25 protein-coding genes and 5 tRNA genes are annotated in these 25,733 nt (G+C 58.2%); 16 read left to right on the top strand and 14 right to left on the bottom strand.

Annotated features, from left to right (window positions below; all coding sequences use genetic code 11):
• Positions 1-72 precede the first annotated feature (72 nt).
• From tolB to pnuC, 10 genes are all read left to right on the top strand, one after another.
• Positions 73-1,365 (top strand): Tol-Pal system beta propeller repeat protein TolB, encoded by a 1,293-nt coding sequence (gene tolB, locus G6041_RS09145; RefSeq protein WP_004386752.1) that lies wholly within the window; start codon positions 73-75, stop codon positions 1,363-1,365.
• Positions 1,366-1,399: 34 nt separating this feature from the next.
• Complete coding sequence (pal, locus tag G6041_RS09140; RefSeq protein WP_004386751.1) at positions 1,400-1,918, top strand: peptidoglycan-associated lipoprotein Pal; 519 nt, start codon at positions 1,400-1,402, stop codon at positions 1,916-1,918.
• A 9-nt stretch (positions 1,919-1,927) separates the two neighbouring features.
• Complete coding sequence (gene cpoB, locus G6041_RS09135) at positions 1,928-2,725, top strand: cell division protein CpoB (RefSeq protein WP_012125325.1); 798 nt, start codon at positions 1,928-1,930, stop codon at positions 2,723-2,725.
• 164 nt (positions 2,726-2,889) lie between these two features.
• Positions 2,890-2,965, top strand: a tRNA-Lys gene (locus G6041_RS09130).
• Between the two features lie 107 nt (positions 2,966-3,072).
• Positions 3,073-3,148: transfer RNA gene (locus tag G6041_RS09125), tRNA-Val, on the top strand.
• 3 nt (positions 3,149-3,151) lie between these two features.
• Positions 3,152-3,227 (top strand) — tRNA-Lys (locus G6041_RS09120).
• A 78-nt stretch (positions 3,228-3,305) separates the two neighbouring features.
• Positions 3,306-3,381: transfer RNA gene (locus tag G6041_RS09115), tRNA-Lys, on the top strand.
• A gap of 96 nt (positions 3,382-3,477) precedes the next feature.
• A tRNA-Lys gene (locus G6041_RS09110) sits at positions 3,478-3,553 on the top strand.
• 422 nt (positions 3,554-3,975) lie between these two features.
• Positions 3,976-5,037 carry a quinolinate synthase NadA gene (gene nadA, locus G6041_RS09100; protein ID WP_004386749.1) on the top strand — a complete coding sequence of 354 codons (1,062 nt, stop codon included), beginning with the start codon at positions 3,976-3,978 and terminating at the stop codon, positions 5,035-5,037.
• Between the two features lie 21 nt (positions 5,038-5,058).
• On the top strand, positions 5,059-5,778 hold the full coding sequence (gene pnuC / locus G6041_RS09095; protein ID WP_012125323.1) for a nicotinamide riboside transporter PnuC: 720 nt from the start codon (positions 5,059-5,061) through the stop codon (positions 5,776-5,778).
• Here pnuC and zitB read toward each other — a convergent pair.
• Positions 5,775-6,737, bottom strand: coding sequence for a CDF family zinc transporter ZitB (zitB, locus tag G6041_RS09090; protein WP_012125322.1), 963 nt, complete (start codon positions 6,735-6,737; stop codon positions 5,775-5,777). The genes pnuC and zitB overlap by 4 nt on opposite strands.
• 127 nt (positions 6,738-6,864) lie before the next feature.
• Complete coding sequence (locus G6041_RS09085; RefSeq protein ID WP_014729294.1) at positions 6,865-7,257, bottom strand: protein YbgS; 393 nt, start codon at positions 7,255-7,257, stop codon at positions 6,865-6,867.
• Between the two features lie 324 nt (positions 7,258-7,581).
• Here G6041_RS09085 and aroG point away from each other — a divergent pair, with 324 nt between their 5' ends.
• Positions 7,582-8,634 carry a 3-deoxy-7-phosphoheptulonate synthase AroG gene (aroG, locus tag G6041_RS09080; RefSeq protein ID WP_004386745.1) on the top strand — a complete coding sequence of 351 codons (1,053 nt, stop codon included), beginning with the start codon at positions 7,582-7,584 and terminating at the stop codon, positions 8,632-8,634.
• A 202-nt stretch (positions 8,635-8,836) separates the two neighbouring features.
• Here aroG and gpmA read toward each other — a convergent pair whose 3' ends face one another.
• The 7 genes from gpmA to modE all read right to left on the bottom strand — a co-directional run bounded on the left by gpmA (position 8,837) and on the right by modE (position 16,615).
• The gene (gene gpmA / locus G6041_RS09075) at positions 8,837-9,589 is read right to left on the bottom strand and encodes a 2,3-diphosphoglycerate-dependent phosphoglycerate mutase (RefSeq protein WP_004386744.1); all 753 of its coding nucleotides are present in this window, start codon (positions 9,587-9,589) and stop codon (positions 8,837-8,839) included.
• 207 nt (positions 9,590-9,796) lie between these two features.
• Positions 9,797-10,837: a galactose-1-epimerase gene (galM, locus tag G6041_RS09070; protein ID WP_004386743.1), complete on the bottom strand. Its 1,041-nt coding sequence runs from the start codon at positions 10,835-10,837 to the stop codon at positions 9,797-9,799.
• Entirely contained in the window at positions 10,831-11,979 is a 1,149-nt protein-coding gene (gene galK / locus G6041_RS09065; RefSeq protein WP_012125319.1) for a galactokinase, read from the bottom strand. The genes galM and galK overlap by 7 nt, the downstream gene beginning before the upstream one ends.
• A 2-nt stretch (positions 11,980-11,981) precedes the next feature.
• Complete coding sequence (gene galT / locus G6041_RS09060; RefSeq protein ID WP_012125318.1) at positions 11,982-13,028, bottom strand: galactose-1-phosphate uridylyltransferase; 1,047 nt, start codon at positions 13,026-13,028, stop codon at positions 11,982-11,984.
• 10 nt (positions 13,029-13,038) lie between these two features.
• On the bottom strand, positions 13,039-14,055 hold the full coding sequence (galE, locus tag G6041_RS09055) for a UDP-glucose 4-epimerase GalE (protein ID WP_004386741.1): 1,017 nt from the start codon (positions 14,053-14,055) through the stop codon (positions 13,039-13,041).
• A 224-nt stretch (positions 14,056-14,279) separates the two neighbouring features.
• Positions 14,280-15,752, bottom strand: coding sequence for a molybdate ABC transporter ATP-binding protein ModF (modF, locus tag G6041_RS09050; protein ID WP_041460568.1), 1,473 nt, complete (start codon positions 15,750-15,752; stop codon positions 14,280-14,282).
• 71 nt (positions 15,753-15,823) lie between these two features.
• Entirely contained in the window at positions 15,824-16,615 is a 792-nt protein-coding gene (gene modE, locus G6041_RS09045; RefSeq protein WP_012125314.1) for a molybdenum-dependent transcriptional regulator, read from the bottom strand.
• Positions 16,616-16,743: 128 nt separating this feature from the next.
• Here modE and G6041_RS09040 point away from each other — a divergent pair, with 128 nt between their 5' ends.
• From G6041_RS09040 to modC, 4 genes are all read left to right on the top strand, one after another.
• Complete coding sequence (locus G6041_RS09040; protein ID WP_004386739.1) at positions 16,744-16,893, top strand: AcrZ family multidrug efflux pump-associated protein; 150 nt, start codon at positions 16,744-16,746, stop codon at positions 16,891-16,893.
• Between the two features lie 143 nt (positions 16,894-17,036).
• Entirely contained in the window at positions 17,037-17,813 is a 777-nt protein-coding gene (gene modA, locus G6041_RS09035; protein ID WP_012125312.1) for a molybdate ABC transporter substrate-binding protein, read from the top strand.
• Complete coding sequence (modB, locus tag G6041_RS09030; RefSeq protein WP_012125311.1) at positions 17,810-18,502, top strand: molybdate ABC transporter permease subunit; 693 nt, start codon at positions 17,810-17,812, stop codon at positions 18,500-18,502. Before modA ends, modB begins: the two co-directional genes overlap by 4 nt.
• The gene (modC, locus tag G6041_RS09025) at positions 18,502-19,560 is read left to right on the top strand and encodes a molybdenum ABC transporter ATP-binding protein ModC (RefSeq protein ID WP_012125310.1); all 1,059 of its coding nucleotides are present in this window, start codon (positions 18,502-18,504) and stop codon (positions 19,558-19,560) included. The genes modB and modC overlap by 1 nt, the downstream gene beginning before the upstream one ends.
• Here the strand turns inward: modC and G6041_RS09020 are convergent.
• A complete protein-coding gene (locus G6041_RS09020) occupies positions 19,557-20,375 on the bottom strand; it encodes a pyridoxal phosphatase (RefSeq protein WP_012125309.1) in 819 nt (272 codons plus the stop codon). The two genes, modC and G6041_RS09020, sit on opposite strands and share 4 nt — an antisense overlap.
• 151 nt (positions 20,376-20,526) lie before the next feature.
• Here G6041_RS09020 and pgl point away from each other — a divergent pair, with 151 nt between their 5' ends.
• Positions 20,527-21,528: a 6-phosphogluconolactonase gene (gene pgl / locus G6041_RS09015; protein ID WP_007888520.1), complete on the top strand. Its 1,002-nt coding sequence runs from the start codon at positions 20,527-20,529 to the stop codon at positions 21,526-21,528.
• Positions 21,529-21,714: 186 nt separating this feature from the next.
• On the opposite strand, the gene G6041_RS09010 is transcribed toward pgl, so the two are convergent.
• The 4 genes from G6041_RS09010 to bioA form a co-directional block, all read right to left on the bottom strand.
• Complete coding sequence (locus G6041_RS09010) at positions 21,715-23,022, bottom strand: putative acyl-CoA thioester hydrolase (protein WP_041460567.1); 1,308 nt, start codon at positions 23,020-23,022, stop codon at positions 21,715-21,717.
• A 112-nt stretch (positions 23,023-23,134) separates the two neighbouring features.
• Entirely contained in the window at positions 23,135-23,611 is a 477-nt protein-coding gene (locus tag G6041_RS09005) for a kinase inhibitor (protein ID WP_007896459.1), read from the bottom strand.
• 13 nt (positions 23,612-23,624) lie between these two features.
• Complete coding sequence (locus G6041_RS09000) at positions 23,625-24,305, bottom strand: type 1 glutamine amidotransferase domain-containing protein (protein WP_007896458.1); 681 nt, start codon at positions 24,303-24,305, stop codon at positions 23,625-23,627.
• Between the two features lie 67 nt (positions 24,306-24,372).
• A complete protein-coding gene (gene bioA / locus G6041_RS08995; protein WP_012125307.1) occupies positions 24,373-25,665 on the bottom strand; it encodes an adenosylmethionine--8-amino-7-oxononanoate transaminase in 1,293 nt (430 codons plus the stop codon).
• Between the last annotated feature and the right edge of the window lie 68 nt (positions 25,666-25,733).

The following is a 25,733-nucleotide window of genomic DNA, read 5'->3' as shown; positions in this document are numbered from 1 at the left end:
GTTGTCTATCTTTGAGTTTGTTAACATTCTGCTAAATTATCGTGGGCTCTGAGTCCAGATAAGGGAGATATGATGAAGCAGGCATTACGTTTAGCATTTAGTTTTCTGATGCTGTGGGCAGCCGTGCTGCACGCAGAAGTACGCATCGAGATAACGCAGGGGGTTGACTCGGCGCGTCCGATTGGGGTGGTGCCGTTCAAGTGGGCAGGCCCGGGTGCTGCGCCTGAAGATATCGGCGGCATCGTGGCGGCGGATCTGCGCAACAGCGGTAAATTCAATCCGCTCGATCGCTCTCGTCTGCCGCAGCAGCCTGCGACGGCACAGGAAGTTCAGCCAGCGGCCTGGTCTGCGCTCGGTATTGACGCGGTCGTGGTAGGGCAGGTGACGCCGAATGGCGACGGCAGCTATACCGTGGCGTATCAGCTGGTCGACACTGGCGGCGCGCCGGGCACCGTGCTTGCTCAGAACTCCTACAAAGTGAACAAGCAGTGGCTGCGTTATGCAGGCCATACTGCGAGCGACGAAGTGTTTGAGAAGCTGACTGGCATCAAAGGCGCTTTCCGCACCCGTATCGCTTATGTGGTTCAGACCAACGGCGGTCAGTTCCCGTATGAACTGCGCGTCTCTGACTACGACGGTTACAACCAGTTCGTTGTACACCGTTCGCCGCAGCCGCTGATGTCTCCGGCATGGTCGCCGGATGGCAGCAAGCTTGCTTACGTGACCTTTGAAAGCGGTCGTTCCGCGCTGGTTATCCAGACGCTGGCAAACGGCGCCGTGCGTCAGGTTGCGTCGTTCCCGCGCCACAACGGTGCGCCGGCGTTCTCCCCGGATGGCAGCAAACTGGCTTTCGCACTCTCTAAAACCGGCAGTCTGAACCTGTACGTGATGGATATCGGCTCTGGCCAGATCCGTCAGGTGACCGACGGACGTAGCAACAACACCGAGCCGACCTGGTATCCGGACAGCCAGACGCTGGCCTATACCTCTGACCAGGCCGGTCGTCCGCAGGTGTATAAAGTCAATATCAACGGCGGTGCGCCGCAGCGTGTGACCTGGGAAGGCTCTCAGAACCAGGACGCTGACATCAGCTCCGACGGTAAATTTATGGTGATGGTGAGCTCCAATGGCGGCGCTCAGAACATCGCTAAACTGGATCTGGCAACGGGTGGCGTACAGACGCTGTCGTCAACGTTCCTGGATGAAACGCCAAGTCTGGCACCTAACGGCACTATGGTTATCTACAGCTCTTCTCAGGGGATGGGATCCGTGCTGAACCTGGTTTCTACAGATGGGCGTTTCAAAGCGCGTCTTCCGGCAACTGATGGACAGGTAAAATCGCCTGCCTGGTCGCCGTATCTGTAATAATAATTAATTAATTACTAAAGGAATCAAAGAAATGCAACTGAATAAAGTGCTGAAAGGGCTGATGATCGCTCTGCCTGTTATGGCAATCGCAGCGTGTTCTTCTAACAAGAACGCCAGCAATGACCAGAGCGGCGAAGGCATGCTGGGTGCCGGCACTGGTATGAACGGCAACGGCGGCAACATGTCTTCTGAAGAGCAGGCGCGTCTGCAGATGCAGCAGCTGCAGCAGAACAACATCGTTTACTTCGATCTGGACAAGTACGACATCCGTTCTGACTTCGCTGCAATGCTGGATGCGCACGCTAACTTCCTGCGTAGCAACCCGTCTTACAAAGTGACTGTTGAAGGTCACGCGGATGAGCGCGGCACCCCGGAGTACAACATCTCCCTGGGCGAGCGTCGTGCTAACGCCGTTAAGATGTACCTGCAGGGTAAAGGCGTTTCTGCTGACCAGATCTCCATCGTTTCTTACGGTAAAGAAAAACCTGCAGTACTGGGTCACGACGAAGCGGCATATGCCAAAAACCGTCGTGCCGTACTGGTTTACTAAGAGAATTGCATGATCAGTAACTTCAGACATCACCTGTTGGGTCTGTCGTTACTGGTTGGCGTAGCGGCCCCTTGGGCCGCTAATGCCCAGGCGCCAATCAGTGATGTCGGCTCAGGCTCGGTCGAAGACCGTGTCGTTCAACTCGAGCGTATTTCCAACGCTCACAGTCAGCTTTTAACCCAGCTTCAGCAGCAGCTCTCCGATAACCAGTCCGATATTGATTCCCTGCGCGGTCAGATTCAGGAAAATCAGTATCAGCTTAACCAGATTGTGGAACGTCAAAAGCAGATTTTGCTGCAGATGGACAGTCTGACTAAGGGCAATGGCGGAGCGGCAGCGGCGCAGGGCGGCGATCAGGCGCAAAACGGCGCGGCGCAAGCCACACCGGATGCGAATGCCTCCGCGCCCGCAGCCAGCGCACCGACGCAAAGCGGGGATGCCAATACCGATTACAACGCAGCTATCGCGCTGGTGCAGGATAAATCCCGTCAGGATGAAGCCATCACCGCGTTTTCCAATTTCATTAAGCAATACCCGGATTCCACTTACCAGCCGAACGCCCATTACTGGCTCGGCCAGCTAAATTACAACAAAGGTAAGAAGGATGACGCGGCGTATTACTTTGCCTCGGTGGTGAAGAACTATCCTAAATCACCGAAAGCGGCGGATGCGATGTATAAGGTCGGCGTAATCATGCAGGATAAAGGCGATACCGCGAAAGCAAAGGCTGTTTATCAGCAGGTTATCTCCAAATACCCTGGCACCGACGGTGCAAAACAGGCGCAAAAACGCTTGAATGCGATGTAATGCATGCGGCTTGACCAGATACCGTATTATTTCTGGTCTTGCCGCATGAAACGTAAGCAGTTAAGTGATCTGCCTCGAAATTTTTGTTGCGTCAGAATCTTAAATCAGTAATATATGCCGCCGTTGCCACGGGATACGAAACAAACCCGCGGTGGCAAAAATGTGGGTCGTTAGCTCAGTTGGTAGAGCAGTTGACTTTTAATCAATTGGTCGCAGGTTCGAATCCTGCACGACCCACCACTCGCTCAGGTGGTTTAAATGAGCGATATCGTGAAGGCAACGTTGCAACGCTTCGTTAGTGTTATCCCCTCCACGACTGACCACACGCAGTAAACCAGCGTAGTATCGGGTGATTAGCTCAGCTGGGAGAGCACCTCCCTTACAAGGAGGGGGTCGGCGGTTCGATCCCGTCATCACCCACCACTCGGGTCGTTAGCTCAGTTGGTAGAGCAGTTGACTTTTAATCAATTGGTCGCAGGTTCGAATCCTGCACGACCCACCAACGCTTCATGTGAAAACATGCGCGAACAGCCAACGCTTTTGTTGGTAAAGCAGTAAATCTTTCAGATAACACCCGAATGGGTCGTTAGCTCAGTTGGTAGAGCAGTTGACTTTTAATCAATTGGTCGCAGGTTCGAATCCTGCACGACCCACCACTCAAAGCGTGGGTGTTAAAGACAGGTGTGAAGGATAATACTGCAAAGCAGCAAACATCTTCCACTACCTCCCTCTGAAAGAAGCAGTTCCCGAAAGGGTCGTTAGCTCAGTTGGTAGAGCAGTTGACTTTTAATCAATTGGTCGCAGGTTCGAATCCTGCACGACCCACCAGTGTAAAAAGGTGCCCTAAAGGCGCCTTTTTGCTTATCTGGACGTAAGAAAGATTCGAACCTGCAGCAGGTTCGGGCCGAGCCATTTATGGCGAGGCAACGGAGCCGCTTGCGGCGGCGGCCCGAAGGGCGAGCGAAGCGAGTCATCCTGCACGACCCACCAGTGTAAAAAGGCGCCCTAAAGGCGCCTTTTTGCTTTTCAGACGTAACCTCATCCGCACGCTGCAAAATGCTTCCCGCCATACGCTTGCTCACCTCTTTCATCCGATGATGCGCCACGCGCACCCCATGCCACCTTTTCCTGTGACTTTTGCCGTGCAATCCGCTATCTTGTTTAGCATATAAAACAAATGAAGCTGCCAGGTGGCTTTCAACGGCTCGGTTAAGCGGCTTTAGTTAAGTGCAAAAAACGAGATGGTGCAAATGAGTGTAATGTTCGATCCCGAGGCCGCAATTTATCCGTTCCCGCCAAAGCCCGTGCCGCTGAGTGCGGATGAGAAAGCCATTTACCGCGAAAAAATTAAGCGTCTCCTTAAGGAGCGCAACGCGGTCATGGTGGCGCACTACTACACCGACCCGGAAATTCAGGCGCTGGCCGAAGAGACGGGCGGCTGTATTTCGGATTCACTCGAGATGGCGCGTTTCGGCGCGAATCACCCTGCCACTACGTTGCTGGTCGCTGGCGTGCGCTTTATGGGCGAAACCGCCAAAATCTTAAGCCCTGAAAAAACCATTCTGATGCCGACGCTACAGGCGGAGTGCTCGCTGGATCTCGGCTGCCCGGAAGAGGAATTCGCTGCGTTTTGCGACAGCCATCCGGATCGCACCGTCGTGGTTTACGCCAATACCTCGGCGGCGGTGAAAGCCCGCGCCGACTGGGTCGTGACCTCCAGCATCGCCGTAGAGCTGATTGAACATCTTGATAGTCTCGGCGAGAAAATTATCTGGGCGCCGGACCGGCATCTGGGGCGTTATGTTCAGAAACAGACGGGTGCCGATGTGCTCTGCTGGCAGGGTGCCTGCATTGTGCATGATGAGTTTAAGACGCAGGCGCTGGCGCGTATGAAGGCGCTTTATCCGGATGCCGCCGTTCTGGTGCATCCAGAGTCGCCGCAGGCGATTGTCGATATGGCTGATGCCGTAGGCTCCACCAGTCAGTTGATTAACGCCGCGAAAACGCTGCCGCATCCGCAGCTGATTGTGGCGACCGATCGCGGCATTTTTTACAAAATGCAGCAAGCGTGTCCGGAAAAAACGCTGCTTGAAGCACCGACCGCAGGCGAGGGCGCAACCTGCCGTAGCTGCGCGCACTGTCCGTGGATGGCGATGAATGGCCTTCAGGCCATCGCTGAGGCGCTCGAGCATGGTGGTACGGCTCATGAGATTCATGTTGACGCCCGCCTGCGAGAAGCCGCATTAACGCCGCTTAACCGCATGCTGGATTTTGCGGCTACACTTCGTCTTTCGGTTAAAGGAAACGCGTAAGAATTTACGCTTCGGGGAGATATGGATTTTTTTAGCGTACAAAACATTCTGGTACATATTCCGCTCGGCGAAGGCGGATACTCATTATCATGGATTGAAGCCATCGGCACGCTCGCGGGCCTGCTGTGCATCTGGCTGGCGAGCCTTGAGAAAATCGTCAACTATGTGTTCGGTTTAATTAACGTCACGCTGTTTGCGATTATTTTCTTCCAGATCCAGCTCTATGCGAGTCTGCTGCTACAGGTCTTTTTCTTTGCGGCGAATATTTACGGCTGGTACGCGTGGTCGCGCCAGAGCAGCGACAACCAGGCGGCGTTGCATATTCGCTGGCTGCCACGCCCGAAAGCGTTTGGCTGGCTGGCGGTCTGCATGGTGGCGATTGGTCTGATGACGGTGTGGATTGACCCGGTTTTTGCGTTTCTGACGCGTATCGCGGTTCAGGTCATGCAGGCACTTGGGCTTAACGTCGCTATGCCGCAGCTTCAGCCGGACGCTTTCCCGTTCTGGGACTCCTGCATGACGGTTCTGTCCGTGCTGGCAATGATCCTGATGACCCGTAAATATGTCGAAAACTGGCTGCTGTGGGTCATCATTAACGTCATTAGCGTGGTGATTTTCGCGCGCCAGGGCGTTTATGCGATGTCGCTGGAGTATCTGATCCTGACGTTTATTGCGCTCAACGGCAGCCGGATGTGGATCAAAGCGGCGCACGAGCGGGGCTCGCGCGCGCTGTCTCATTAATGCGAATGGCCGTGGGCGTGCGGTGTCGCGTCCCCGGCATTTAAATCACAGTCTTTAACGCTGCATGACTGGTACTCAAGCTGTACCGTCGCATGGGCTATCTGATAGTGGTGTCGCAGATAGTCGTGAATGCTCGCCATCAGGGCGTCATGATCGTGCGGCGGGATCACCTGCACATGCAACGTCATCACCGGCTTTTCCCCTACCAGCCACAGGTGCACATGATGTACGTCGCGCGCCTCCGGAATTTCACGTACCAGTCTGCGACGCAGTTGATCGACATCCACCGCGCGGGGCGCGCCTTCCAGCAATTCATTCATGCTCTCCTGAAGCAGCCGCCAGGCGCTGCGCAGCACCAGGCACGACACCAAAATGGAAAGAATCGGGTCGATCGGCGTCCAGCCTGTCCAGAGAATAACCACCGCCGCCACAATCGCGCCGACGGAGCCCAGCAGATCGCCCAGCACATGCAACGCTGCCGCGCGCACGTTCATGTTCTTTTCATCGCTGCCGCGATGTAAAATCCAGAATGAGAGCAGGTTCGCTACCAGCCCTGCAATGGCGATACCGAGCATCGGCGCGCCCGCGACAGGCTCCGGCGTAATAAAACGCGCGATAGCCTCCCAGACGATAATCACCGTAATTACCAGCAGCGCCAGTGCGTTCACAAACGCGGCAAGCGTGGTTAAACGCAGCAATCCAAAGGTGTGACGCGCGTTCGGGCTGCGGCGTGCGAATCGCACTGCCATCAATGCCACCAGCAGCGCAGCGGCGTCGGTAAACATATGGCCCGCGTCGGCGAGCAGCGCCAGCGAGCCGGAAAGCAGGCCGCCTGCAATCTCCAGCACCATAAAAATGGCAGTGATGAGAAACGCAATCAGCAGGCGTTTACTGTTGGAGTTGTTATGAGAATGCTCGTGGGGCTCGTGTGAATGAGAATGGGTATGGGAATGGGCCATAGCGTGTGTCGCTCAACATTTTTGTGATTATCAATATCAGTTAATTGCGCGGCCACCGCGCGCTACCACAATAGCAAAAATAAAGGAGAGCCGAAGCTCTCCTTTTGTATTCAGGCGTTAAATACGATTACTGGGAGGTGCTGCCAGACGTGCTCGGGCAGGCATCGCCAGTACACTGTACGCTGCCGGTAGAACCGGAGGTGCTGCTGCCGGTCGCGCCCGCTTCACCGCTGGTGCTATGCGCGGTGCCGGAAGAGGTACCCGTGGCGGTACCGGTGCCGGTATTCACGCCGCTGTTTGCGGAGTTAGTGCCGGAAGTGTTGATATTGTTGTTATCCACGCCGTTCGGAGCGACATTCTGTTTAGCGTCCGGCGCTACCTGGCCTGCGTTAGCGGCGGCGTTTGCTGAGCCGGTGTCGCTACCGCCAGTCGATGAGCCGGAATCGGCGGCAAGCGCCGCGCCGCTGGCCAGAGTCAGAGTGGCGGTCAGAAAGAGTGAAGTCAGTTTATTCAGTTTCATAGTCATGCTCCTGTTCTGGTCGTTATTGCTGGATAACTTCTTCCAACAGTGCACTGTGAAAAAGTTGATCAGCGCGTGTGTTGCGGTCGAATAAACCACACCATCGCCCAAAGGCAGCAGGTGATTCGGTAAAATGTATAAAACAGAGTGCTAACAATTAAAAAGTGTAGACTCGATCTCTCTTTACGCTACTTTCTGGCGTTTTTAAGTTAACTTCCAGGAATTTTCCGTGCGAAGTGTAAATGCGTGTTTACACTACTGGCGCGACAAGATAGATTGAGGGGATTGCTTTCCCACAAAACTGCAGGGCCTCCTGGAACCATCATGACTTATCAGAACGACGATTTACGCATTAATGGCATCAATGAGTTACTCCCACCTGTCGCACTCCTGGAAAAATTTCCCGCTACTGAAAAAGCTGCCGAGACGGTTTCTGCGGCGCGCCAGGCGATTCATCAGATTTTGCATGGCGACGACGATCGTCTGCTGGTGGTGATTGGCCCGTGTTCTATCCACGATCCGATGGCGGCGAAGGAGTACGCCTCGCGTCTGCTGCCGCTGCGTAAGGCGTTAAAGAATGAGCTGGAAATCGTTATGCGCGTCTATTTTGAGAAGCCGCGCACCACGGTGGGCTGGAAGGGGCTTATCAACGATCCGCACATGGATAACAGTTTTCAGATTAACGATGGGCTGAAGATTGCGCGTAAATTACTGCTGGATATCAATGACACCGGCCTGCCGGCGGCGGGCGAGTTCCTGGATATGATCACGCCGCAGTATCTGGCGGATTTAATGAGCTGGGGCGCTATCGGCGCGCGTACCACCGAATCCCAGGTGCATCGCGAGCTGGCGTCCGGGCTTTCCTGCCCGGTTGGTTTTAAAAACGGCACCGATGGCACCATTAAAGTGGCGATTGACGCCATCAACGCCGCCAGCGCGCCGCACTGTTTCCTGTCGGTCACCAAGTGGGGCCACTCGGCTATCGTTAACACCAGCGGTAACAGCGATTGCCATATCATCCTGCGCGGCGGTAAAACGCCGAACTACAGCGCGGCGCACGTTGCTGAGGTGAAAACCGGTCTTGAGAAAGCGGGCCTGAAGCCGCAGGTGATGATCGATTTCAGCCATGCTAACTCCAGCAAGCAGTTTAAAAAGCAGATGGAGGTCGGCGCGGATGTCTGCGCACAAATCGCCGGTGGCGAAAGCGCCATCATGGGCGTGATGATTGAAAGCCATCTGGTGGAAGGCAATCAGAGCCTTGAGAGCGGTGAGCCGCTGGTGTATGGCAAGAGCGTGACCGACGCCTGCATCGGCTGGGAAGATACCGACGCCATCCTGCATCAGCTTGCCGAGGCCGTGAAAGCGCGTCGCGGTTAAATTTGTGTTGGTGGGTGCGCTAACGCTTACCCACCCTACATACTTCTCGCACCGTAGTAGGGCGGGTAAGCGCAGTGCACCCGCCATGCCACGCGAAACGCCTTATGCCGTAGGGCGGGTAAGCGAAGCGCACCCGCCATCACGCCCCCAATAAAAAAGGCGTGGTCTTCACCACGCCTTTTGCACATCTTACGGTTGCGAATTACTTCGCTTTACCCTGGTTTGCGACAGCCGCCGCTTTCGCTGCGATCTCGTCAGCGTTACCCAGATAGTAGTGCTTAATCGGTTTGAAGTTTTCGTCGAACTCATACACCAGCGGCACGCCGGTCGGGATATTCAGCTCAAGGATCTCTTCTTCGCTCATGTTATCCAGGTATTTCACCAGCGCGCGCAGGGAGTTACCGTGAGCGGCGATAATTACGCGCTCACCGCTTTTCAGGCGCGGCAGAATGGTTTCGTTCCAGTAAGGGATAACGCGATCGATGGTCAGCGCCAGGCTCTCAGTCAGCGGCAGTTCCTGCTCGCTCAGTTTCGCATAACGCGGATCGTGGCCCGGGTAGCGCTCGTCATCTTTGGTCAGCGCCGGCGGAGTCACCGCGAAGCCGCGACGCCACTGTTTCACCTGCTCGTCACCGTATTTTTCAGCGGTTTCAGCTTTGTTCAGACCCTGCAGCGCGCCGTAGTGACGCTCGTTCAGTTTCCAGGATTTTTCAACCGGCAGCCAGGCCTGATCCAGCCCGTCCAGGATGTTCCACAGCGTGTGGATGGCACGTTTCAGCACGGAGGTATAAGCAAAGTCAAAGCTGTAGCCTTCGTCTTTCAGCAGCTTGCCCGCGGCTTTCGCTTCGCTGACGCCTTTCTCAGACAGGTCAACGTCGTACCAACCGGTAAAGCGGTTTTCGTTGTTCCACTGGCTTTCGCCGTGACGAACCAGAACCAGCTTAGTAACAGCCATAGTATTACTCCTTCATAAGCCTGATTGAATGATAACAGTTATCATTATATTGCCGTGTTGAAGTTAGCGGCAACGTAAACCTTTAACATAGCGAAAATAGCGGTGCAGTGTAAGGCGCATGTGAATGGGCCGTGATTTTTTTGTCAGTAACTGGCGGTAATAACAGCAAAATGGCGAAAAAAAGCCCTCTTTGAAGAGGGCCTTGCGTTACTGAGGAATAAAGTGGTACTGCGTGATGCTCTGGTATTCCTGGTCCGGGCGCAGAATGCAGTCCGGCTGCGGCCATTCCGGGTGATTAGGGCTGTCCGGCAGAAATTCGCTCTCCAGCGCCAGCCCTTGCCAGGCGCTGTAGGTGCCCTGTTCGCGGGCGGGCGTGCCTTCCAGATAGTTGCCAGAGTAGAACTGCAACGCAGGGGCGGTGGTATAGACCGTCATCTTGAGCTTTTCATCGCTCGACCAGACATGCGCCGCCGGCTGATTCACGTCGCCTTTCGCGTCCAGCAGCCAGGCGTGGTCATAGCCTTTCACGCGCTGCTGACCTTCGTCTTTCAGGAAATCCTGCGCGATTTTTTTCGGCTCGCGGAAATCAAAACCGGTTCCCGCGACATCCGCCAGCCCCTCGCGCGGAATGCCCTGTTCGTCAACCGGCAGATAACGCTCTGCGAAGAGTTGCAGGCGATGATCGCGCACGTCGTTCTGCTCGCCGTCCAGGTTGAAATAGGCATGGTTCGTGAGGTTGACCGGGCACGGTTTATCCACGCGGGCGCGGTATTCAATGCTAATGCGGTTATCGTCGGTCAGGCGGAAATGCGCGGTGGCGCGCAGCTCGCCGGGATAACCCTGATCGCCATCCTGCGAATCCAGCGTATAAAGCACTTCCTGCCCGTTCTGGCGCACAATGCGCCAGCGGCGTTTATCGAACCCTTCCGGGCCGCCGTGCAGCTGGTTTTCGCCCTGGCTTGGCGTAAGGGAATACGTCTCGCCATCGAGCGTAAAGCGTGACTGCGCGATGCGGTTGGCGTAACGGCCCACCGACGCGCCGAGAAACGCGGTTTGCTCCAGCCAGATTTCCGGGCTCGGACAGCCCAGCAGCGTTTCGCGCACGCTGGCGTCTTTCATCGGGACGCGGGCCGACAGCAGCGTCGCGCCCCAGTCCATCACGGTGACCACCATCCCTGCGGCGTTGCGCAGGGTGGAAATACGATACGGCTGGCCATCCGGGGCCAGTTGTGGCGTCTCTTTTAGCACAGACCTGCTCCTTCTGAAGGTTTGCACACGTAAAACGTTTCTTTAATACCGGTGCGCGCTTCATATTGCGCTTCCACGGCAGCCTGCACTTCCGGCACGAGGGCTTCCGGCACCAGCGCCACGACGCAGCCGCCGAAGCCGCCGCCCGTCATGCGCACGCCGCCTTTGTCACCGATAACCGATTTCACAATTTCTACCAGAGTATCGATCTGCGGAACGGTAATTTCAAAGTCGTCGCGCATGGAGGCGTGAGATTCTGCCATCAGCTCGCCCATGCGGGTCAGATTGCCTTTCGCCAGCGCATCAGCCGCTTCGACGGTGCGGGCGTTTTCAGTCAGGACATGGCGCACGCGTTTAGCCACAATCGGGTCAAGCTCATGCGCCACGGCGTTAAACTGATCCAGGCTTACGTCGCGCAGCGCTTTTTGCGTGAAGAAACGCGCGCCGGTTTCGCACTGCTCGCGGCGCGTGTTGTACTCGCTGCCGACCAGCGTGCGTTTGAAATTACTGTTGATAATAACGACCGCGACGCCCTGCGGCATCGGCACCGCTTTGGTGCCGAGGCTGCGGCAGTCGATAAGCAACGCATGGTCTTTTTTACCGAGCGCGGAGATAAGCTGATCCATGATGCCGCAATTGCAGCCGACGAACTGGTTTTCCGCTTCCTGGCCGTTCAGAGCGATCTGCGCGCCGTCGAGTGAGAGATGATAGAGGTGGCGGAACACGGTGCCGACCGCCACTTCCAGCGATGCCGAAGAGCTTAAGCCCGCGCCCTGCGGCACGTTGCCGCTGATCACCAGATCGGCGCCGCCGAAGCCAGGATCGCGCTGTTGCAGATGCTTCACCACGCCGCGCACATAGTTGGACCACTGCTGGCTGTCGTGCGTCAGGATCGGCTCATCGAGAGAAAACTCATCGGTTTCGTTATCGTAATCGGCGGCAACGACGCGCACGCGGCGGTCGTCACGCTTTGCGCAGCTGATCACCGTCTGGTAATCGATAGCGCACGGCAGCACGAAACCGTCGTTATAGTCGGTGTGCTCACCGATAAGATTAACGCGGCCCGGTGCCTGAATGTGGGTGGTCGCAGGGTAGCCGAATTTTTCGGCAAACAGGGCATGTGTCTTTTCTTTCAGGCTCATTGTTATTCTCCGGATTCGCGAAAATGGACGTCGCTGACGGCGCGCAGACGCTCTGCCGCCTGTTCGGCGGTTAAATCGCGCTGGGTTTCCGCCAGCATTTCATATCCCACCATAAATTTACGTACCGTGGCGCTGCGCAGCAGCGGCGGGTAGAAGTGGGCGTGAAGCTGCCAGTGTGTGTTCTCTTCGCCATTGAACGGCGCGCCGTGCCAGCCCATCGAGTAGGGGAATGAGGTCTGGAACAGGTTGTCGTAGCGGCTGGTGAGTTTTTTCAGCGCCAGCGCGAGGCAGCTGCGCTGCGCGTCAGTCAGGTCGGTCATGCGCAGAATATGCGTTTTCGGCAGCAGCAGTGTTTCAAACGGCCAGGCCGCCCAGTACGGCACTACCGCCAGCCAGTGTTCGGTTTCAACTACCGTGCGGCTGCCATCCGCCAGTTCACGCTGTGCGTAATCCACCAGCATCGGCGAGCCTTGCTGTTCGAAATACTCGCGCTGCAGCCTGTCTTCACGCTCGGCTTCATTCGGCAAAAAGCTGTTAGCCCAAATCTGACCGTGCGGATGCGGGTTGGAGCAGCCCATCGCCGCGCCTTTGTTTTCAAACACCTGTACCCACGGGTAGGTTTTGCCAAGCTCGGCGGTCTGCGTCTGCCACGTATTCACCACTTCTTCGAGCGCGGGCAGCGTCAGCTCCGGCAGCGTTTTGCTGTGATCCGGCGAGAAGCAGATCACGCGGCTGGTGCCGCGGGCGCTCTCAAGACGCATCAGCGGATCGGCGCTTTGCGGCGCGTCCGGCGTATCGGTCATCAGCGCGGCGAAATCGTTAGTAAACACATAGGTGCCGGTGTACTGCGGGTTTTTATCCCCGGTAACACGGGTGTTGCCGGGGCAGAGAAAACAATCGGGATCGTGCTGCGGCAGCGTCTGTTTCGCAGGCGTTTCCTGCGCCCCCTGCCAGGGGCGCTTGGCGCGATGCGGCGAAACCAGAATCCATTGTCCGGTCAGCGGGTTATAACGACGGTGCGGATGATCCACGGGGTTAAACTGTTCCATCTGACTTCCTTTAATCGGGATAACCTTGGGGATGACGTGACTGCCAGCGCCAGGTGTCGTCCGCCATTTCCTGTAATGAACGCGTCACGCGCCAGTTCAGCTCCTGGTCTGCTTTGGTGGCGTCCGCCCAGTACGCGGGCAGGTCGCCGTCGCGGCGCGGCGCGAAGTGATAATTGATAGGCTTGCCGCAGGCTTTGCTGAAAGCGTTCACGACATCCAGCACGCTGCTGCCGACGCCCGCGCCGAGGTTGTAGATATGCACGCCCGGCTTGTCGGCCAGTTGTTGCATTGCGGCCACGTGGCCGTCGGCGAGATCCATCACGTGGATATAGTCGCGCACGCCGGTGCCGTCTTTGGTCGGGTAATCATTACCGAAAACCGCCAGCGATTCGCGACGACCCACCGCCACCTGCGCGATATACGGCATCAGGTTATTCGGGATGCCTTGCGGATCTTCGCCCATATCGCCCGACGGATGCGCGCCGACCGGGTTGAAATAACGCAGCAGCGCGATGCTCCACTCCGGGCAGGCTTTTTGCAGGTCGGTCAGGATCTGCTCGACCATCAGCTTGCTTTTGCCATACGGGCTTTGCGGCGTGCCGGTCGGGAAACTTTCGACATAAGGGATTTTCGGCTGGTCGCCGTAAACGGTCGCGGAGGAGCTGAAAATAAAATTGGTAACGCCCGCGGCGCGCATCGCAGAGATCAGGCGCAGCGTACCGTTGACGTTGTTGTCGTAATACTCAAGCGGTTTCGCGACGGATTCGCCGACCGCCTTCAGACCGGCGAAATGGATCACCGTGTCGATGGCGTAGTCGTGGAAAATCTCGCGCAGCAGCGCTTCATCGCGGATATCGCCATCGATAAACGTCGCGGCTTTGCCGCCCAGACGCTCAATCACCGGCAGAACGCTGCGCTTACTGTTGCAGAGGTTATCAAGGATGACCACATCATGATTGTTTTGCAGCAGTTGCACACAGGTATGACTTCCGATGTAACCGCTACCACCTGTTACCAGAACTCGCATATTTGGCTCCATTACGCTTATGGTATGTATTAACCATAGCATAACAGAGCGCTAAAAAGTGTGACATGGGATAAATTAGTGGAATCGTTTACACCGCTTTTCACTCCGTTAGCTGACAACGCTAAGCCATTGTAAAACAAAACGCGAAGCGCGCATTTGCAGCTAATCTGAAAGTGAAAGCGGGGCGCGGGCAGGGAACGCCCGGCCCGCCTGAATGCGCTGTGTTAACGCAGCGTATCGAACTGATAACGATAGCTGTCGCCGTCAGGAATGAAGGTTAAACGGTGGGTCATGCACTGCGGCGCGTCTTCGGCGTGGTGCGAGACAAACAGCAGCTGCGTTTCGCCTTCGCTAATCAACACATCCACAAAACGGCGTACCAGCTGGCGGTTCAGCGGGTCGAGCCCCTGCAACGGCTCATCAAGGATAAGCAGCGTCGGGTGTTTCACCAGCGCGCGTACAATCAACACCAGCCGCTGCTGGCCCCAGGAGAGGCTGTGAAACGGCGCGTCGGCGGTGGCGTCGTCCATGCCGAGAATATCGAGCCACTCGCGCGTCAGCTGCTGCTGGCGGTCCGAGACGGCCTGATAAATCCCGATGGAGTCGAAATAACCGGAAAGGATCACGCTGCGCACCGAGGCGCTGACGCGGTAATCAAGATGCAAACTGCTGCTCACATAACCGATATGCTTTTTGATATCCCAGATGGTTTCGCCGCTGCCGCGACGACGGCCAAAGAGCGTCAGGTCATTGCTGTAGCCCTGCGGATGATCGCCTGTCACCAGACTTAAGAGCGTCGATTTCCCCGCGCCGTTGGGGCCGACAATCTGCCAGTGTTCGCCGGGGTTGACCGTCCAGCTCAGGTTGTTAAGGACAGGGCGATCGTTGTACGAAACCACACCGTTTCGCAGCACAATACGCGGCTCGCTGGCATTGAGCGTGTGGCGCGCCGCGGGGGCGTCCGCCTCCGGCAGTTTCACGCCGGATAATCGCTCGCTGTGGGCCAGTTGCGCCACCAGCGCCTGGTTCAGCAGTGTGGCTTTATCGCCTGTCTCTACCAGCGTGCAGTCCGCCACCACGCCCGCGTGCTGCACAAAATCGGGAATTTCATCAAAGCGGTTCAGAATGAGCACCAGCGTCAGGCCTTGCGCGCTCAGCTCGCCAAGCAGCCGCGCCAGCTGCTCGCGTGAGGCGACGTCGAGACCATCGAATGGCTCATCGAGGATCAGCAAATCGGGCTGAGACATCAGCGCCTGACAAAGCAGCGTTTTGCGGGTTTCGCCGGTGGAGAGATATTTAAAGCGCCGCGCCAGCAGCGCGTCGATGCCGAAGCGCGCTGCCAGCGCCGCGCAGCGCGCCGGATCATGGATTTCATCCTGAATAATCTGCGCGGTGGTGCGTCCGGTGTCGTCTTCATCCGGGCTCAGCAAATCGGTGTTATTGCGCTGCCACTCGGCGCTGACCAGCTTTTGCAACTGTTCAAACGAGAGCAGGGCGATGCGGGAGAAGTGACAAACGCGCTCGCCTTTCTCTGTGGTGAGCTCGCCCGCCAGCGCCCGCGCAAGGGACGATTTGCCGCTGCCGTTAGCGCCGACAAACGCCCAGCTTTCGCCTGCGTGGACAGTCAGATCCTCAATATGAAGCGCGCGCATATCGCCAATGCGAAACGTGCCTTGCATAATTTGCAACGTTGTCATCCCGTATCCCATTTTTTGCAGCGTAAAACCACAGGGATACGTTTTTCACGGCGCAATGTCAACGACGCGCGTTAACAGAGGGTGGCGACGATCACGCTGTCGGCGTTAAACCAGGCCGTCACCGCCAGGCCTTCCTGCGGGTCTAACGCCTGCGCGGCTTCCGGCGTCAGCGTGGCGCAGAGCGTCTGGCCGTCATTAAGCGTCAGGAGAATTTCACAGTGCTGTGGAGTACGGGCGATATGGCTGATGGTACCGGCGAGCTGGTTATCGGCGTGAGCGGCCTCCTGCGGATCGCGGGCGAGATGCACCCACGGCGCTTTGATGAGCGCCAGCACCTCTTTGCCCGGCGAAAGCGCCAGCCGCTCGGCGCTCTGCGTGGTGACTGCGGCGTTGATTCGCGTGCCGCTCCCGGCGAGTGCAATCTCAATAGTTTCCTGAACCGGGCAGGCGTCGCGTCTGACCACTTCGCCGAACCACTGGTTGCGGGCGCTGGTTTGCAGCGAGAAGCGGGCGATGGCGGCCAGCAGGCTGTCCAGCGGCAGCGCGTCGTCAGAAAGCGCGTCAAACGCCTTTTGCTGGATCTGCCCCAGCAGATCGTAGAGCGCGATAAGCCGCTCGCCGTAAGGCGTCACCTGCGCGCCGCCGCCGCCTTTACCGCCGGTGGCGCGTTCCACCAGCAGTTTATCGCCAAGCTGATTCATCTCATTGATGGCGTCCCACGCGCTTTTATAGCTGATGCCCGCGAGCTTCGCGCCCTGGCTGATAGAGCCCGTCAGCGCCACCTGTTTCAGCAGGTTGATACGCCGTGGGTCGGCAAAAATTCTGTCGTGCAGTTTAAGCGTAAGGAGAATATCGGCCTGCATGGTGGCCTCCAGCCGGGCAAAAGGCTATTGTGAAGGAAAGCGGCGGGTCGGCGCAAATGGCACAAAAGGGCAGGATGTTTCGCGCGGATGCCGCTAGAATGACGGTTTACTGTTTTCAGGAGGCAACCATGTTCGAGTTGTTGAAAAGTCTGGCGTTTGCCGTGATTATGGTGCCGGTGGTGATGGCCGTGATCCTGGGGTTAATCTGGGGCCTCGGTGAAGTGTTCAATATCTTCTCCGGCATCGGTCACAAAGACCAGTCTAAACAGCACCGCTGATTCCCCCCGCGCCCGGCTTTGCCGGGCGTTTTCCTTTCTCTACCCTCAAGCCGACGCTTTTTTTGCCGATAGATAATTGCTGGGAAAACCCTGCCCGCAGCGTTATATTGTCTTATATATAACGAAACGGTAAGGACTCTCTCATGGCAAAATTGTGGTTAAAACTGGCACTCGGCGTCACCTTAAGCGCGGGCGCAGTCGGCGCTTCTCTGGCGCAGGACAACACGGTCACCGTGTTTGCCGCCGCGTCGCTGACCAACGCGCTGCAGGATATCGCTAAAGACTATGCCAAAGGGCATCAGGTGAAAGTGGTTTCGTCGTTCGCGTCCTCTTCCACGCTCGCACGCCAGATTGAAGCGGGGGCGCCGGCGGATATTTTTATCTCCGCCGATCAGAAGTGGATGGATTACGCCGCCGATAAAAAAGCGATTGACGCGCCGAGCCGTAAAACGCTCCTCGGCAATAGTCTTGTGGTGGTGGCACCGGCGAAAAGCGCGCAGGGCGATATCGTGATCAACCGCAGCACCGACTGGAAAAGCCTGCTGAAAGGCGGCCGTCTGGCGGTGGGCGATCCGGCGCACGTGCCTGCCGGGATTTACGCCAAAGAGGCATTGCAAAAACTCGGCGCGTGGGAGACGCTCTCCGCACAGCTTGCGCCAGCGGAAGATGTGCGCGGCGCGCTGGCGCTGGTGGAGCGCGACGAAGCGCCGCTGGGCATCGTGTATGGTTCTGACGCCGTGGCGAGCCACGGTGTGAAAGTGGTTGGCACCTTCCCGGAGGATTCCCATCAGAAAGTGGAATACCCGCTGGCGATCATCGACGGGCATAACAACCCGACGGTCAGCGCGTTTTACCGCTATCTGCAGGGCCCGGAAGCTGCCGCAGTGTTTAAACGATACGGATTTACAACCAGCCAATGATGTTGACGGAACCCGAATGGCAGGCGGTACTGCTTAGCCTGAAAGTCTCTACACTTGCGGTACTTATCAGTTTGCCCTTCGGGGTCCTTCTCGCCTGGGTGCTGGTGCGCTGCACCTTCCCGGGCAAAACGCTGCTGGACGGTATGGTTCATCTGCCGCTGGTGTTGCCGCCCGTGGTGGTCGGTTATCTGCTGCTGGTGGTGTTTGGCCGCCGCGGTCTGATAGGCGAATGGCTCTACGATCTCTTTGGCATCACGCTCGCGTTCACCTGGCGCGGGGCGGTGCTCGCCTCGGCGGTGATGGCGTTTCCGTTGATGGTGCGCGCCATTCGCCTGGCGCTGGAGGCGGTGGATATTCGTCTTGAGGCGGCGGCACGCACGCTGGGAGCCAGCCGCTGGCGTGTTTTTTTCACTATCACGCTGCCGCTGACGCTGCCGGGCATTATCGTCGGCACCGTGCTGGCCTTTGCGCGTTCGCTCGGCGAATTCGGCGCAACCATTACCTTTGTTTCCAATATTCCGGGCGAAACCCGCACGCTGCCGTCGGCGATGTATACGCTTATCCAGACGCCGGGCGGCGAGGGCGCTGCCGCGCGCCTGTGCGTTATCGCCATTGTGCTGGCGCTTTGTTCGCTGATGTTTTCTGAATGGCTGGCGCGCCAGAGCCGCCGCCGTCTGGGAGCGTCCTGATGCTGGAGCTGAATTTCACCCAGGTGCTCGGCAAGCATCGCCTGACGGTTAACGAAACCCTGCCGGGGAGCGGCATTACCGCCGTATTTGGCGTGTCGGGCGCGGGCAAAACCTCGCTGATTAACGCGATAAGCGGGCTGACCCGCCCGCAGCACGGACGCATTGTGTTAACCGATCGCGTGCTGAGCGACACCGAAACCGACACCTTTTTGCCGCCCGAGAAACGCCGCGTCGGCTATGTCTTTCAGGATGCGCGCCTCTTTCCGCATTATAAAGTGCGCGGCAACCTGAAATATGGCATGGCGAAAGAGATGGCGTCGCAGTTCGACAAACTGGTGACGCTGCTCGGCATCGAGCCGCTGCTCGACCGTTTGCCGGGCACGCTCTCGGGCGGTGAAAAACAGCGCGTGGCGATTGGCCGCGCGCTGCTGACGGCGCCGGAGTTGCTGCTGCTTGACGAACCGCTCGCCTCGCTCGACGTGCCGCGCAAGCGCGAACTGCTGCCGTACCTGCAACGGCTGGCGCGCGAAATCAATATCCCGATGCTCTACGTCAGCCATTCGCTGGAGGAGATCCTGCATCTGGCCGATAAAGTGCTGGTGCTGGAGCAGGGCGAGGTGAAAGCGTTCGGCAGCCTGGAGGATATCTGGGGCAGCAGCGTGATGCACCCCTGGCTGCCGCCCGAGCAGCAGAGCAGCGTGCTGAAAGTCACAGTGCTTGAGCATCATCCGCACTACGCCATGACGGCGCTGGCGCTGGGCGATCAGCATCTGTGGGTTAACCGTATCGAAAAACCGCTCCAGACGGCGCTGCGCATTCGCATTCAGGCGTCTGACGTGTCGCTGGTGCTACAGCCGCCGCTGCAAAGCAGCATCCGCAACATTCTGCGCGCCCGTGTGGCGCAGTGTTACGACGACAACGGGCAGGTGGAAGTGCAACTGGAGGTAGGCTCGCGCACCCTCTGGGCGCGCATCAGCCCCTGGGCGCGTGACGAGCTGGCCATCAAGCCTGGCCTGTGGCTCTACGCCCAGATAAAAAGCGTGTCGATAACGACTTAAAGCACCCACTGACGCAGCGCGTCGGCAATGCTGGCCTCGCTATTCGGGCCGATGACTTTGTCGGCGTGCGATTTCACGATGTCGTCGGCGTTGCCCATGGCGATGCCAAGCCCCGCGCGCTCCAGCATGGAGATGTCGTTATGGTTATCCCCGAACGCCACCACCTGATCCATCGATAATCCCTGCGATTCCACCCACTGCGCCAGGCGTTTGCCTTTGCTGTTGCCGGGGGCGGCCACATCCACCTGATCGTGCCATGACCACTCGCAGGCGAGGCCCAGCTCGCGCTCAATGGTCAGCGCGAGGTTTTGCAGGCGCGGAATGTCTTCTCCGGTGAGTGCGAATTTCCAGATATTCTCCACCGAGCGGGCCGCTTCGCGCAGCGAATCAACCTGACGGAACACGGGGCGCTGGGTTTCGGGCAGGCGTAATGCCCAGTTCTGAGTGCGTTCGATATGGCCGCAGGCGTGTTCATACAGCATCGCGTCATCCATATACATCAGCGCCGGTATTCCCGCGTCGCTCAGTAATTCCAGCAGTTTTTCAGCCTGTTGCGGGCTCATCGGATCGGCCCTAATGACCTTTTCCGCTTGATAATCATACAAATAAGTGCCATTACAACAAATGGCAGGTGTATCGAGCGCCAGTGCCTGATAAAAAGGATGGATGGCATTATGGTGGCGCCCGGTGACGATCACCGGTTTCAGCCCGGCGGCTTTCGCGCGCGCCAGCGCATCGAGGGATTCCGGGAGGATGGTTTTTTGAGCGGTTAACAATGTGCCGTCTAAGTCGAGAGCGATTACGCGAAAAGTCATGCAGGTTTCCAGAGTCGTCAGTCAGAATATCCGGTTGATGGTACACCGCGACAGACATCGCGCGAAACCCGCAAGGCCTGCGTCGGCACAGGAAGATAAAACGCGCTACCCTTGAAACAGTCTTTCAGGCTCAGTGAAGCAAGGAGTATTCATGAAACAAACCGTTTATACCGCAAGCCCGGAGAGCCAGCAGATCCACGTCTGGCGTCTGGAGCCGCAGGGCACGCTGACGCTATTGCAGGTGGTGGATGCGCCAGGGCAGGTTCAGCCGATGGTCATCAGCCCTGACAAGCGTTTCCTGTACGTTGGCGTGCGCCCGGAGTTTCGCGTTATCGCGTATCGCATCGCCGCCCATGACGGCACGCTCAGCGAGGCGGGCGAAGCGCCGCTGCCGGGTAGCCCGACGCACATTTCGACCGATCATACCGGCCGTTTCCTGTTCAGCGGCTCCTATAACGCGGGCAGCGTAAGCGTGGTGCGCCTGAACGACGGCCTGCCGGGCGAGACTGTCACGGTGGTAGAAGGGCTGGAAGGCTGCCACTCCGCGAATATCTCCCCGGATAACCGCACGCTGTGGGTGCCTGCGCTGAAGCAGGATCGCATCTGCCTGTTTACGCTGACCGACGATGGCCACCTTGAGCCGCAAACGCCAGCGGAAGTCACCACCGTCGCGGGTGCCGGGCCGCGCCATATGGTCTTCCACCCGAGCAAGCCGTTCGCCTACTGTGTGAATGAGCTGAACAGCTCGGTGGATGTCTGGGCGCTGAGCGATCCGCACGGCAATATCGAATGCGTACAGACGCTGGATATGATGCCGGCCGATTTCTCCGACACCCGCTGGGCGGCAGATATCCACATTACGCCGGATGGCCGTCATCTCTACGCCTGCGATCGCACCGCCAGCGTGATTACGGTCTTTACTGTTTCCGAAGATGGCAGCGTTCTGGCGGTGCAGGGGCATCAGCCCACCGAAACCCAGCCGCGCGGTTTTAACATCGACAACAGCGGACAGTATCTGATTGCCGCCGGCCAGAAATCGCATCATATTGCGGTTTACGGCATTGAAGGCGAACAGGGGCTGCTCGCGGAGAAAGGCCGTTACGCGGTAGGCCAGGGGCCGATGTGGGTCGTCATTAACGCCTTCGACGCGTAAAAATAAAAAACCTCGCCGCGGCGAGGTTTTTTATGGGCGGTGGTGAGCCACCCTGCACGTCTGTTGTTCTCAACGCCTTTATCATACGGGCCACCGCCGTCAGGCGATTGCCTTGCGTCAACAAACGGGCAAAGAAAAAGGGGGATTGCTCCCCCTTTTTTCTGATGCCTGACAGATGCCGGGCGATTACTTTTTCGGTTCGGCAACCACTTTGCTGCCCAGCCCGCGGTTGTTGTATTCCCACAGACGGTTGGCGTTCGCGTCGTTCAGATCGCGCTGGATATTGCCTTTGTCGTCCTGCGCGCCGGTGTTGCCGGTGAACGGACGCTGTGAGCCCAGCGCCGGGCCCCACGGCTGCGCGGTGTTGAAGCCGGCGTCAATCACGCTGTCGCGGATAACGACCTGGCCGTTTGGCGTCTGGCCAGGCGTATAGCCATTGGCGGCGTCCATATCCCATGCGCGGCCGAGCTGCGCCACGCCTTCACCGGCCGCGACAAAGCGGCTGTTCACGGCGAGGAAGCCGTAATAGAAGTTCGGCATGGTCGCTGGCGCAAACACATAACCTTCTTTCTGGGTACGGGTGTTCACTACGCGGAATTCGGTGTTATCAAACACCACCGCGCCGCGGCCCGCGACCAGATCCACATCGCCTTCCACGTAGCTGTTCGTCACCTGCGTGCGGGTCAGACGATCTGGCGTGAAGCGGTTGCGGATATCGCTGTTGGTCACCAGGAACGGATTCTGGCGGCCCAGAACATTCACTTTGTTGATCTGCACGCGGTCGCCATCGGTGCGCAGCGCGACACCCTGGTGCTGACCTTCGCCCGCGGCGTCGCCGAGGCTGTTTTCAATGGTCAGGTTTTGCAGTTGCAGGCCATTATTCTGTGACCAGAACACCGCGGAGCACATCAGGCCGACGCTGCCGTTGCGGCGGTTCTGGCAGTTGTCGAACATATACCAGGCCGGTTTGCCGGGCATATATTTGCCGGACGGGTTTACGGTACGACGCCAGGTGTTGGCATCCATTTCGCTGTCCAGCGCGGCGCTGATTTTCACATCCAGCGGTTTTTCGCCGGTGCCGTAAATCGTCACGCTGCCCGGTGCCGCAGGCACATAAACGGTGCCTTCGTAAGTGCCGGGGAGTACAGCGATGTACTGACGCGCCGTCGCGTGACGCGCAATCGCGGCGTCAACGGCGGCCTGAATGCTGGTGTGGGTCACGCCCTGCTCGCCTGCCTGGCCGACCACGAAGTCCGCTTTTTCAGGCAGTCGAATCGGGGAGGGTGACCACGGCGCGGCATTCGGATCGATATTGGAGAAATAGCGGGCCGGGGCGAAATTTTTCGCTTCATCCGCAGACAGCACCGGGCGAGCCGACGTACCCGGCGCGCGTTGTTCAGAAGGACGTTGGTCCGGTGGCGTTGAGCTGCATGCAGTCAGTGTCACGCCAAAAGCGAACGCCAGCGCCAGACGGGAAACCGAAAATGTGTTCAAGGGTTGCTCCTTGCTAAGCCTGTTTAAAATGGGGGAACGCACAAGAGCCTGCTTTTTTATACTAAGTTGAGCGAAACGGGAAGCCGATTGTGATAACCGGCTTCAAAATGATTCAGATGTAGTGCGCCGTCAGCGAGGCGCTGGCGAGCCGGTGGAAGTGCACATTAAACCCGACCATCGCGCCGCTGGCGTTTTCATCAACGTCAATGCGCTCCACATCCAGCGCGTGCACGGTGAAAATATAGCGGTGTGTTTCCCCTTTTGGCGGGGCCGCGCCGCCATAGCCTGCAGTGCCAAAATCGGTGCGCGTCTGGATGGCACCGTCCGGCAGGTCAGCCTGACCAGACCCCGCGCCCTGCGGCAGCACGCGGGTATCGGCGGGCAGATTCGCAACGACCCAGTGCCACCAGCCGGAGCCGGTGGGCGCGTCCGGATCGTAACAGGTCACCACAAAACTTTTGGTGCCGGGCGGCACCTCATCCCAGGTGAGATGGGGCGAAATATTATCGCCCTCGTAACCCATGCCGTTAAACACATGGCGTGCGGGGAGCTTGTCCCCGTCGTTAAAATTCACACTGATTAACTTCATGCTGTTTCCTCGTTTACAGATGAAGCAATTTTAACAGCGCTTCGGCGGTCGCCGCGGAAGACGCCGGGTTCTGGCCGGTCACCAGATGGCCGTCAACAACCACATGCACGCCCCAGTCATCGGTGCGCTCAAACTGACCGCCCGCCTCTTTGAGCGCATCTTCCACGAGGAACGGCACGACATGGGTCAGCCCGACCGCCTCTTCTTCGCTGTTGGTAAAGCCGGTAACGCGTTTGCCTTCCACCAGCGGGCTGCCGTCGGGCTTTTTCACATGACGCAACACGCCCGGCGCGTGGCACACCGCCGCGACGGGCTTGCCGCTGCCCCAGTAGTGTTCGATAAGCGCGATAGAAATCGGGTGATCGGCGAGATCCCACAGCGGGCCGTGGCCGCCCGGATAAAACAGCGCGTCGTACTCGTCGGCGTTGATTTCATCGAGCCGCGCGGTATTCGCAAGCGTGGCCTGAGCCTCATGATCTTCACGAAAGCGCCGGGTGTCGGCGGTTTGCGCGTCCGGCGCATCGCTTTTCGGATCGAGCGGCGGCTGGCCGCCCTGCGGCGTGGCGAGCGTCACGTCGATCCCCGCGTCGCGAAACACAAAGTAAGGTGCCGCAAACTCTTCCAGCCAGAAGCCGGTTTTTTTCCCGGTATCACCCAGTTTGTCGTGGGAGGTCAGTACCATCAGAATCTTCATCGCGCTCTCCTGGTTGTTTATCGCAAATCCTGAAAGTGTAGTGCATCCCTCACGGCTTGCCGGGCGCTCACTGTCTGAAAAACGACGGGTTTTTCACCGCTTCACACACCGCACGGGTGAGCCGCGTGAGCTGTTCTGGCGTGATGATATAGGGCGGCATCAGGTAGATCAGGCGGCCAAACGGGCGCACCCAGACGCCCTGTTCCACGAAAAAGCGCTGAAGCGCGGCCATCTCGACCGGCGCGGTGGTTTCCACGACGCCGATAGCGCCGAGCACGCGCACATCGGCGACCAGCGGCAGCTCACGACACGGCGCCAGCTCATCACGCAATTGCTGCTCAATGGCCGCGACCTGCGCGCGCCACTCGCCGGTTTCCAGCAGCGCCAGGCTCTCGGCCGCCACCGCGCAGGCAAGCGGATTGCCCATAAACGTCGGGCCGTGCATAAAACAGCCCGCCTCGCCGTTGCTGATGGTGTCGGCCACATGCCGCGTGGTGAGGGTGGCGGAAAGCGTCATCGTGCCGCCGGTCAGCGCCTTGCCGAGGCAGAGAATATCCGGCGTCACGCCCGCGTGCTCGCAGGCGAACAGCTTGCCGGTGCGGCCAAAGCCGGTCGCTATCTCATCGGCGATAAGCAAAATGCCTTCGCGATCGCACATACGGCGGATGCGCTTTAGCCACTCCGGGTGATACATCCGCATGCCGCCCGCGCCCTGCACAATTGGCTCAAGGATAACCGCGGCTATCTCCTGGCGGTGCGCGGCCAGCAGGCGGGCGAACGGCGCGAGATCGCGCTCATCCCATTCGCCATCAAAACGGCTCTGCGGCGCGGACGCGAAGAGGTTTTCCGGCAGGTACCCCTTCCAGAGACTGTGCATTGAGTTATCCGGATCGCACACCGACATCGCCCCGAAGGTGTCGCCGTGGTAGCCGTGGCGGAAGGTCAGGAAGCGCTGACGCGGCTCGCCGCGGGCGTGCCAGTACTGCAACGCCATTTTCATCGCCACTTCCACCGCCACCGAGCCGGAGTCGGCAAGAAACACGCACTCGAGGTTCTCTGGGGTCATCGCCACCAGCTTACGGCACAGGGCTATCGCGGCGGGGTGGGTAATGCCGCCGAACATGACGTGCGACATCGCGTCAATCTGGGTTTTCATCGCCGCGTTGAGGCGCGGATGGTTGTAGCCGTGAATGGCCGCCCACCACGACGACATGCCATCCACCAGCCGTTCGCCGCTAGCCAGATGCAGTTCGCAGCCGGCGGCGTGCGTCACCGGGTAGACCGGCAGCGGCGCGCTCATGGAGGTGTAAGGGTGCCAGATATGGTCACGATCGAAGGCGAGATCGGCAGGAGTTATCATGACTTGTAAACCAATTTAAAAAGATTTAGGTTTACAAGTATATCCATAACCCAGATAAATAAAACCCT

The sequence above is a fragment of the Cronobacter sp. HA18003 genome, from assembly GCF_011605905.1.
In the GTDB taxonomy this organism is placed as follows: Bacteria; Pseudomonadota; Gammaproteobacteria; order Enterobacterales; family Enterobacteriaceae; genus Cronobacter; species Cronobacter sakazakii.
The sequence above is the reverse complement of the archived record's forward strand: the minus strand, read 5'-3'. Positions and strand labels throughout refer to the sequence as shown.

What these genes read in the sequence shown, in the direction of transcription:
- tolB (WP_004386752.1), top strand. Translation starts at nt 73, where the DNA reads ATGAAGCAGGCATTACGTTTAGCATTTAGTTTTCTGATGCTGTGGGCA.
- pal (WP_004386751.1), top strand. Translation starts at nt 1,400, where the DNA reads ATGCAACTGAATAAAGTGCTGAAAGGGCTGATGATCGCTCTGCCTGTT.
- cpoB (WP_012125325.1), top strand. Translation starts at nt 1,928, where the DNA reads ATGATCAGTAACTTCAGACATCACCTGTTGGGTCTGTCGTTACTGGTT.
- nadA (WP_004386749.1), top strand. Translation starts at nt 3,976, where the DNA reads ATGAGTGTAATGTTCGATCCCGAGGCCGCAATTTATCCGTTCCCGCCA.
- pnuC (WP_012125323.1), top strand. Translation starts at nt 5,059, where the DNA reads ATGGATTTTTTTAGCGTACAAAACATTCTGGTACATATTCCGCTCGGC.
- zitB (WP_012125322.1), bottom strand. Translation starts at nt 6,737, where the DNA reads ATGGCCCATTCCCATACCCATTCTCATTCACACGAGCCCCACGAGCAT.
- G6041_RS09085 (WP_014729294.1), bottom strand. Translation starts at nt 7,257, where the DNA reads ATGAAACTGAATAAACTGACTTCACTCTTTCTGACCGCCACTCTGACT.
- aroG (WP_004386745.1), top strand. Translation starts at nt 7,582, where the DNA reads ATGACTTATCAGAACGACGATTTACGCATTAATGGCATCAATGAGTTA.
- gpmA (WP_004386744.1), bottom strand. Translation starts at nt 9,589, where the DNA reads ATGGCTGTTACTAAGCTGGTTCTGGTTCGTCACGGCGAAAGCCAGTGG.
- galK (WP_012125319.1), bottom strand. Translation starts at nt 11,979, where the DNA reads ATGAGCCTGAAAGAAAAGACACATGCCCTGTTTGCCGAAAAATTCGGC.
- galT (WP_012125318.1), bottom strand. Translation starts at nt 13,028, where the DNA reads ATGGAACAGTTTAACCCCGTGGATCATCCGCACCGTCGTTATAACCCG.
- galE (WP_004386741.1), bottom strand. Translation starts at nt 14,055, where the DNA reads ATGCGAGTTCTGGTAACAGGTGGTAGCGGTTACATCGGAAGTCATACC.
- modF (WP_041460568.1), bottom strand. Translation starts at nt 15,752, where the DNA reads ATGACAACGTTGCAAATTATGCAAGGCACGTTTCGCATTGGCGATATG.
- modE (WP_012125314.1), bottom strand. Translation starts at nt 16,615, where the DNA reads ATGCAGGCCGATATTCTCCTTACGCTTAAACTGCACGACAGAATTTTT.
- G6041_RS09040 (WP_004386739.1), top strand. Translation starts at nt 16,744, where the DNA reads ATGTTCGAGTTGTTGAAAAGTCTGGCGTTTGCCGTGATTATGGTGCCG.
- modA (WP_012125312.1), top strand. Translation starts at nt 17,037, where the DNA reads ATGGCAAAATTGTGGTTAAAACTGGCACTCGGCGTCACCTTAAGCGCG.
- modB (WP_012125311.1), top strand. Translation starts at nt 17,810, where the DNA reads ATGATGTTGACGGAACCCGAATGGCAGGCGGTACTGCTTAGCCTGAAA.
- modC (WP_012125310.1), top strand. Translation starts at nt 18,502, where the DNA reads ATGCTGGAGCTGAATTTCACCCAGGTGCTCGGCAAGCATCGCCTGACG.
- G6041_RS09020 (WP_012125309.1), bottom strand. Translation starts at nt 20,375, where the DNA reads ATGACTTTTCGCGTAATCGCTCTCGACTTAGACGGCACATTGTTAACC.
- pgl (WP_007888520.1), top strand. Translation starts at nt 20,527, where the DNA reads ATGAAACAAACCGTTTATACCGCAAGCCCGGAGAGCCAGCAGATCCAC.
- G6041_RS09005 (WP_007896459.1), bottom strand. Translation starts at nt 23,611, where the DNA reads ATGAAGTTAATCAGTGTGAATTTTAACGACGGGGACAAGCTCCCCGCA.
- G6041_RS09000 (WP_007896458.1), bottom strand. Translation starts at nt 24,305, where the DNA reads ATGAAGATTCTGATGGTACTGACCTCCCACGACAAACTGGGTGATACC.
- bioA (WP_012125307.1), bottom strand. Translation starts at nt 25,665, where the DNA reads ATGATAACTCCTGCCGATCTCGCCTTCGATCGTGACCATATCTGGCAC.